2 protein-coding genes are annotated in these 573 nt (G+C 65.3%); one reads left to right on the top strand and one right to left on the bottom strand.

The window, feature by feature from the left end:
- The coding region (locus ACLD7X_RS18015; protein ID WP_411425060.1) for an enolase C-terminal domain-like protein at window positions 1–305 on the top strand (305 nt) is incomplete at its 5' end.
- Here the strand turns inward: ACLD7X_RS18015 and ACLD7X_RS18010 are convergent.
- A partial coding sequence (locus ACLD7X_RS18010; protein WP_411425059.1) for a lipocalin family protein occupies window positions 306–573 on the bottom strand: 268 nt, incomplete at its 5' end.

Genomic DNA, 573 nt, shown 5'->3' with positions numbered 1-573 from the left:
ACGCAGCAGCGCGTGGCGTCACCTCTGTGAACCACACATTCACGTCGCACCTCGCCCTCTGCGCCTCGCTCCAGCCCTTCGCAGGCCTCGAAGCGCACCGCATCTGCGAATATCCCTTCGCACCGAAATCCGTCGCCTGGGATATGAGCGAAACGCATCTGACGCCCGATGCCAACGGCGAGGTGAACGTGCCAGGCGCTCCGGGCCTCGGCATCGCGATGAGTGCCGAGGGGATGAGGAAATATCTCGTGGACGTCGAGATCAGCGTCAAGGGCAAGACGCTCTACCGCAGCCCCGGCATCTGATCATTCATAGCCCGTCATCTCCACGTAACCCCGCCCGGGATGCGTGCCGTCGAGAAACACCGGTCCCTCCCAGTAGGACACCTGCGTGTCCATCCAGGCTTGAGGGTTGAGTGCCCGCGTGGTGACGTCGAGGCCCTTCTCCGGCAGCACCACCCGCCAGCGCACCGGCACCTTCCGGCCCTTCACCTCCGCCCATTCGAGCGGTGTTACGGCCAATGCGCCGGGCGGCTGAGGCTCCGGCCGTCCATCCGGGTTGATCCATGTGGCG

Origin of the sequence: Aphanothece microscopica RSMan92 (assembly GCF_046613545.2) — a bacterium.
In the GTDB taxonomy this organism is placed as follows: Bacteria; Cyanobacteriota; Cyanobacteriia; order PCC-6307; family Cyanobiaceae; genus NIES-981.
Note: the sequence above shows the minus strand (reverse complement) of the source record. Positions and strands in the feature narration are given on the sequence as shown.